This is a genomic window from Shewanella sp. KT0246 (assembly GCF_019654955.1).
Lineage (GTDB): Bacteria > Pseudomonadota > Gammaproteobacteria > Enterobacterales > Shewanellaceae > Shewanella > Shewanella goraebulensis.
In genome coordinates this window covers 1-7,301 of record NZ_BPEV01000075.1, presented here as the reverse complement: position 1 = coordinate 7,301, position 7,301 = coordinate 1, and the positions used below count along the sequence as shown (strand labels likewise).

7 protein-coding genes are annotated in these 7,301 nt (G+C 40.7%); 5 read left to right on the top strand and 2 right to left on the bottom strand.

Translation table 11 applies throughout. The annotated features are described in order from the left end of the window. Positions 1-2 precede the first annotated feature (2 nt). Positions 3-584 (bottom strand): arylesterase, encoded by a 582-nt coding sequence (locus K5Q58_RS20290; protein ID WP_220755670.1) that lies wholly within the window; start codon positions 582-584, stop codon positions 3-5. Positions 585-633: 49 nt separating this feature from the next. On the opposite strand from K5Q58_RS20290, the gene K5Q58_RS20285 reads away from it, so the two are divergent. The 4 genes from K5Q58_RS20285 (at position 634) to K5Q58_RS20270 (ending at position 5,321) form a co-directional block, all read left to right on the top strand. Continuing rightward, complete coding sequence (locus K5Q58_RS20285; RefSeq protein ID WP_220755669.1) at positions 634-1,371, top strand: ABC transporter ATP-binding protein; 738 nt, start codon at positions 634-636, stop codon at positions 1,369-1,371. After that, the gene (locus K5Q58_RS20280; RefSeq protein ID WP_220755668.1) at positions 1,371-3,854 is read left to right on the top strand and encodes an ABC transporter permease; all 2,484 of its coding nucleotides are present in this window, start codon (positions 1,371-1,373) and stop codon (positions 3,852-3,854) included. Before K5Q58_RS20285 ends, K5Q58_RS20280 begins: the two co-directional genes overlap by 1 nt. 41 nt (positions 3,855-3,895) lie before the next feature. Beyond that, the gene (locus tag K5Q58_RS20275; protein ID WP_220755667.1) at positions 3,896-4,189 is read left to right on the top strand and encodes an antibiotic biosynthesis monooxygenase; all 294 of its coding nucleotides are present in this window, start codon (positions 3,896-3,898) and stop codon (positions 4,187-4,189) included. Between the two features lie 253 nt (positions 4,190-4,442). Next, positions 4,443-5,321: a LysR family transcriptional regulator gene (locus tag K5Q58_RS20270; RefSeq protein WP_220755666.1), complete on the top strand. Its 879-nt coding sequence runs from the start codon at positions 4,443-4,445 to the stop codon at positions 5,319-5,321. A gap of 133 nt (positions 5,322-5,454) precedes the next feature. Here the strand turns inward: K5Q58_RS20270 and K5Q58_RS20265 are convergent, their stop codons facing one another. Further along, positions 5,455-6,354, bottom strand: coding sequence for a TIGR01777 family oxidoreductase (locus tag K5Q58_RS20265; protein WP_220755665.1), 900 nt, complete (start codon positions 6,352-6,354; stop codon positions 5,455-5,457). Positions 6,355-6,873: 519 nt separating this feature from the next. Between K5Q58_RS20265 and K5Q58_RS20260 the strand changes: the two genes are divergently transcribed. After that, a partial coding sequence (locus K5Q58_RS20260) for an AI-2E family transporter (RefSeq protein WP_220755664.1) occupies positions 6,874-7,301 on the top strand: 428 nt, incomplete at its 3' end.

The window sequence follows — 7,301 nt, the reverse complement described above, 5'->3', positions numbered from 1 at the left end:
GGTTACTTTTTCAAAGCATTCATGATCCAGGGCTGCATCCATTGCGTAATTTTAGGTTGAGCCTCTTGATTTGGATGGATGCCATCACGCTGCATTAAGTCAGAATTCGCTGCGATATCCATCATGAAAAAAGGTGCCAATGGAATGTCAAAATCATCAGCTAGGTCATGATAAACATCATTGAACATTTTAGTGTATCTTGGACCGTAATTAGGTGGCACCATAATTTCAGTGAGCAGGACATTTGCCCCACTGTCTTGTGACAAGTTAATGATTTTTGTAAGATTTGATTTCAGTTGATTTGGTGGAAATCCACGTAATCCATCATTACCACCTAGTTCAACAACAACGAGATCAATCTCGCTGGAAGTCAGTAAACTCGGGAGTCTGCGTAAACCACCAGCGGTGGTTTCGCCACTAACAGAGCCGTTGATAATGTCATGTTCAGGGTATTGGTCTCGTAACAATTGTACCCAACCTTGCTCTTCCGACATGCCATATCCCGCACTTAGACTATCACCTAAGATCAAAATCGTGGCAGCATAGCTAGATGTTGAAATGAACATTGTTGAAACAACAAACATAACCGCCGCAGTAAGCAGGCGTTTAGCCGGTAAAAATAAGAAGGATCGTATGTCGACTAATTTTGCAAATAATTCAAGTGCCATTAACGTTACTAACCTCAATAAAACTGTGGTGACCCAAGAGGGAGAGCTTACTATCCTCAATGGCATTAATATGGATGTCAAGCAGGGAGACAGTGTTGCGATCCTTGGTCCATCAGGATCTGGCAAGTCTACGTTACTGGGTTTGCTCGCAGCGCTTGATACACCGACATCAGGTGAGATATTACTTGATGGGCAAGCGCTGTCAGGTCTCAATGAAGAACAAAAAGCGGCACTGAGAAAACAAAAAGTCAGCTTTATTTTTCAGTCTTTTATGCTGGTCGATACATTAACCGCGCTTGAAAACGTAATGTTACCTGCTGAACTTGCTGGAGTACAAAATGCCCGTGAGAAAGCTGAAAACATGCTGGAACGTGTTGGCTTATCTCATCGTTTAACCCATCTACCTAAACAGTTATCCGGTGGCGAGCAACAACGTGTAGCCATTGCTCGAGCATTTATTTGTGAACCCAAGGTATTATTTGCTGATGAACCCACAGGAAATCTCGATAGTGCCAACGGTGATAAAATTGCCGATATGTTGTTTGCTCTAAACCAAGAAAGCGATACCACATTGGTATTAGTGACACATGATTTAGAGCTGGCTAAGCGATGCAAAAGGCAGTTAGTGATGGAGAATGGTCACTTATCAGAGACTATAGCAACAATTAATGAAGAACAAAGCGCTTCAGAGGAGGCGTGCTAATGGAGTTACAATTAGCTTGGCGTTTATTTAAACGTGAACTGATGCAAGGACAGTTATTATTAATTGTATTGGCGATAACGTTAGCAGTGTTATCAGTGAGTGGACTTGCACGTGTCAGCGAGCGCTTACAAGTGGCTATTAATGGCGAAGCGGCCAGTTTTATTGCTGCCGATCGCATTATTGACTCACCGGTTCCACTTGATGAGCAAGTGCTCACATTAGCAGAATCACTTGATATCTTGCATGTCAGTAACATGAATTTCAATTCGATGGTTTATTCGGGCGATAAGTTTCAGTTGGTGACAATAAAGGCTGTTGGTGATGGTTATCCGCTTCGAGGTGATATTGAGCTGTCATCAGGAATTACACAAGCATTACCTAAAACGGGAGAAGCTTGGTATGAAAACAGATTGGGCGGTTTACTGGGTTATCCAACCACATTGGAACTCGGCAATACTGAGCTGAATTTATCTGCAGAAATTAGTCGCTTACCAGATGCTGGTTTTAACCCTTTTGCTTCATCTCCTGTGCTATTAATGCGTTTAGATGACGTTGCAGCAACTGGGATTATCCAACCTGGTAGTCGCGTAAGCTATGTGTATCAATTTGCCGGTGAGGCCCAATCTTTAACTGAATTTGAAACAAAAGCAAAGCCATTACTGAATAACAGTCAGCGCTGGACTGATGTGCAATCTGGTGACTCACCAATCGCTTCAGCAGTGCAGCGCGCAGAACGTTTTTTGTTACTCGCGAGTTTGTTAGGTATTGCATTAGCTTGTGCTGCTATTGGTATTGCGGCGCAGCGCTATTGTCAAAGACACTATGATGTTGTGGCGATGCTTAAAACATTTGGTGCATCTTCTAAGCAAATTAGAACCTTGTTTGGTATCCATTTAATGTTGGTGACGCTTGTTGGTATTGTGTTGGGTTTATTAGGTGGCTTATTACTCGATTTAGGCATTAACCAATTTTTGCCTGCAGAAATTGCGGCCTATTCACCACCATATTCAAGGCCTTTAGTGCTCGGTGTCAGTACTGGCTTAATCAGTGCTTTCATGTTTTCTGCTTATCCACTAATGCGCTTATTGGCGATTCCACCTTTAAGAGTACTGCAAAGGCAGCTTGAAGGTTTACAGTTTGGCATGTGGCTACATTTGTTACTCAGCCTAGGTGCTATGGCGTTATTAGGATATTTGTATTCTCGCAGTATTGCACTAACCATGACAGTTGTACTTGCAGTGTTATTGCTGGGTGTGTTGCTGAGTATTTTAGGCTTTGCAATGATCCGTTTAGGTCATAGTGTTGGCATGAAAACGACTAATCCTTTCCAATTAGCATTGGCAGGTCTTCGCAGACGCGCAAGACAAAATGCAGTGCAGTTAGTCGGTTTTAGTAGTGCGCTTGTGTTGTTATTAACTATATTGGCACTAAGACAAGATTTGCTCAATGAATGGCAAAAGCAATTACCTGAAGATGCACCTAACTATTTCTTGGTAAATATTGCTCCTGAAGATACTAAACCACTGGATGATTTTCTAGATCGCAATAAGATTATCGCGACCGACATTTATCCAGTGATCCGTGGCCGTTTAACGCATATTAACGATGAAGAATTAATTTCGCGTCAAGAGGAGAAAGACGGCGCCGAAGGGCGAGTGGGTATTTCACGAGAGTTAAACTTAACTTACCGAGAAACATTGCCACCTAATAATGAAATTACCGCTGGCACATTTAACCAAGCTGATGACGAAGTCTCCGTAGAAGCCGAAGTTGCTGAGCGCCTTGGATTGTCTTTAAACGACACGATGACTTTTAGCATAGATAATCAGAGCTTTAGCGTAAAAGTTACCAGTTTTAGACAGGTTCAGTGGGAAACGCTTCAGCCAAACTTCTTCATGATATTTAAGCCCAAAGCACTTGAGCCGTTTTCCTATACTTCCATGGCAAGCTTTCACCTCAATGATGAAGACTTAAAAGCCAATGGCAGTGACTTAACAGCAAACGCTGTGGTGTTGCAATTAATCCAACAGTTTCCAACAATTTCTGTGATTGATGTTGGTGCCATGGTGGGGCAGTTACGACAAATTATTGAGCAAGTATCATTGTCGTTATCGCTGGTTTTGGCTTTGGTATTATTGGCAAGTGCATTAGTACTGATAGCACAAACAGAAGCGGGGATGGCGACAAGGCAGCGTGAGCTCGCCGTGTTGCGAACCTTTGGTGCATCTGGTTGGCTACTTCGCTCAGCGACAGGTCTTGAGTTTGCTTTGCTTGGCGCTATTGCCGGTATTCTTGCGGTCATTGTGGCTGAATTTGCGTTATATATGCTTAAAACTCAAGTATTTGAATTAGTGGTTTATATGCATTGGCCTTGGTGGGGCATTGCACCGCTGGCAGGTGCTGCTGTGGTAGCCTTCTTAGGAATGTGGCGCTGTCGTCAATTACTGAATCAGTCTTGTAGTGATTTATTAAAAGCGGGTTAATATCCCTTGCACTAAATAGGCTAGTTTAAAAGGAGTTAGACATGTTCGCCGTTATTTTCAAAGCGAAAGTCGGCAACCAAGATCAACACTATGTTGATACGGTTGCCATAATGCGCGATTTGGCATTTGAGCAGTATAGGTGTGTCGACTTTTTTGCTGTTGCTGAGGGTGATCAAGAAATAGCTATCTCTTACTGGCATTGTGAAGAGGATATTAAACGTTGGCATCAAGACGCTAAACATGCCGTGGCACAGAAGCTTGGTCAAGACAAATGGTATAGCTCTTATACTGTGGAAGTGGTTGAGATAAAAAGGCAATACAGCTTCGGCGAGTAGTTATTATGGTTTAGAACTACAGTTTTTAATTTGCTTTTTTGCTACATTGTTAGTGATATAGAAAACTAACCTAATGCTTTAAAGTGCTTATTTAAATAACTTGAACGATTGAAATGCCGTTAAGCCTGCTTAGCGGCATTTTTGTGTAAAAGACCAAGAAAATTTATTTTAAGTTATTATGGACTCTTATTTTAATAATTTATTGTTATAGTAGGGGCAAGTCGAATAATTTTAAATGCCGAGTAACGCTTTCATGATAAATCAGAAGTGGTTAACCACCTTTTTAAAGCTTGCCGAAATAGGCCATTTTACCCAAACAGCAGAACAATTGTTTATGACACAGCCCGGTGTGAGCCAGCATGTTCAAAAATTAGAGCAGCAGCTTAACGTACAGCTTATTCAGCGATTTGGAAAACGATTTGAGCTAACAGATGCTGGTATGCAACTGCAGCAATATGGAGAGCAGTTACTTAAGCAGCAGGAACAATTGCTCAGCGATATTCAGCTAGATTCTCCTTACGCGGGCGATTGTCGTTTTGCCTGCTCTGGTTCACTGGCGATGTGGCTATACCCGCACTTCATCGATTATCAAATCCAACATCCGCAATTGTCGGTATCTGTGGAGGCCGCGCCAAATAAACGCATTATTGAGCAAGTAATAACCAATGATATTGATATCGGTATTGTGACCCAATTTGTGTCAAACCCGGAACTTGAAGTAAATCCTATTGGTGATGACAACTTATGCTTGATAGTACCTGCCAAATTCCAGGGTAAGGATATGAGTTTTGAGCAATTAACGTCCCTTGGGTTGATTTCTCATCCCGATGCAATGCATTACCTGCAGCAATTAATCAGCAGTAATTATAGCGATGAACAGGCGAGTGCCATCCCTACCGCAAGTTATGTGAATCAGTTGAATCAAATCTTATTACCAGTGGCCAAGGGGCTCGGTTTTACTGTATTACCAGAGTTTGCGGTAAATTGTTTTAACAGGCCTGAACTGATTTCTGTAGCCAATTTACAACACCAAGTAAAAGAACCTCTATATATGATCCGCAAGAAGTTTCGTCCACTTCCCAAGCGATACGATTGGTTTATTGAAACAATAACGACTCTAGTAAATCAATAATCAAACTCGAATAAATTTTATTTCAATTAGTAAAGCTCTAACTCAGGATAAATTCGATAAGAAAAGCGAGAGAGACTCATGAGTATTTACGATCATGAGTCTTTGAATTGTTTGATGGCTATTGAGCTGCTCATTAAGCTTTGAGAATAGAATCCAGCGCAGGGTTAATCTCTGGGTATTTGAAATTAAAACCTGAGGCTAGGGCACGTTTAGGCAATACAAATTGGCCTTCTACAATCAAATCCGCCATCTCACCCATCGCAAGTTTTAGCGCTATTACTGGCGTTGGAATACATGCAGGGCGGTTTAAGCTTGAGCCAATCGATTCAGCAAATCGTTTATGATTAACTGGGTTTGGGGCGGTAGCATTAAATACTCCTTGGGCATTGTTTGTAATCATTAAATGCTCAATTAAATGAGTTAAATCGTCGATATGTATCCAACTGACACCGTGTAAACCCTTACCTATAGGTCCACCAAGGCCGAGTTTGAAAGGAGGTAACATCTTAGCCAGTGCCCCCCCATTTTTTCCTAACACAATACCAATTCTTAGTACGCAAACACGGGTGGTTTCTGATTGCGCTTTAAGAGCAAGGTGCTCCCATTCACTGCATACTTGATGGCTGAATTCATTATGTGCTTGGCTGTCTTCATCAACGGGAGTACTTCCTTGGCGGCCATAATATCCAATTGCAGATGCACTAATAAAACTCGTTGGTGGTGTGTCGCTTTGTTTAATCAACTGAGTCAACATTGCAGTGATATCCCAGCGACTATCGCAAATACGCTGTTTTTGTTGATTGCTCCATCGTTTACCGACAATAGGTTCACCGGCAAGATTAATAACAGTGTCAAAATCATTTAAGTTTTCTAATTTACTCAGGTTATCAACATAACGATGATTTGAGCCCAAGACTTGGGTCGCATGAGAGACATTTCGGGTAACAATGGTAAGTTGATGAGATTGTTGGCTTAGCAATGCGACTAATTGCTGCCCGACAAACCCTGTTGCGCCAGTCATTATTATATTCATATTCTCACCATATTGTTGGGGCATTTTGTGTCAATCTGTCTTTAAAATGATTTAGGTAATCGGTTAAAAACCATTACGATCCATAACGAACCTAAGATCAACTTAAATCAATGAGGAAATGCTCTATTTTTCACTAGGGCATTACTGTTACTCAGTTTACTAATTTGAACTTACTTTAGTTAAGTTATTCGTTATGATCTTTCACAGAAAGCTTATTTAGCTTAGATTCAGCATCCACTTGCTAAAGTTACGCTAATATTTAATTAAATAGACTTAATATAGCCATTCATACTCAATTGATTAGGAGTATACTGCGTAAGTTATTCTTATTGTGCTAGTTTAAGCATGGGTTAAATACACAATTTATTAGGTTTGTAATCAATAACGGTGAAAGTGAACTTCTCAAGGGGAATAATCCTGAAGTTGAAAAAGCAGTAAGCAAAACATCAATAACTTAAACGCTTAAATAAAAAGTAACTATGTATCCGAAAATTTTAGTAACAACAAAGGGATTTAAATATGAGTGGTGGTAATTCATCATCGATGGCGTTACGTGGTTTTGCCATTATGGCGTGTTTGGTTGTGATATTAGCGGGAATAAAAACAGCCAGCCCCATCGTCGTACCATTTGTATTGTCAGCATTCTTGGCCGTAGTGTGTAATCCTGCTATTCAGTTTATGACCCGCTATAGAGTACCTAAATGGTTATCGGTTATATTATTGATGTTGTTTATTGTCATGATGGGACTTTGGTTAGCTAGTCTTGTTGGTAGTTCTATTAATGAGTTCTCGCAACAAATGCCATTTTATCGTCAACAGTTAATTGAACAGTTTTCCTGGATACTTGAAAAGCTCAATGGTTTGAATATTAATATTTCAAAAGATAAAGTCCTCGAGTATTTTGACCCTGGAATGGCATTAAGTATGACGACAAATATGTTGTCAGG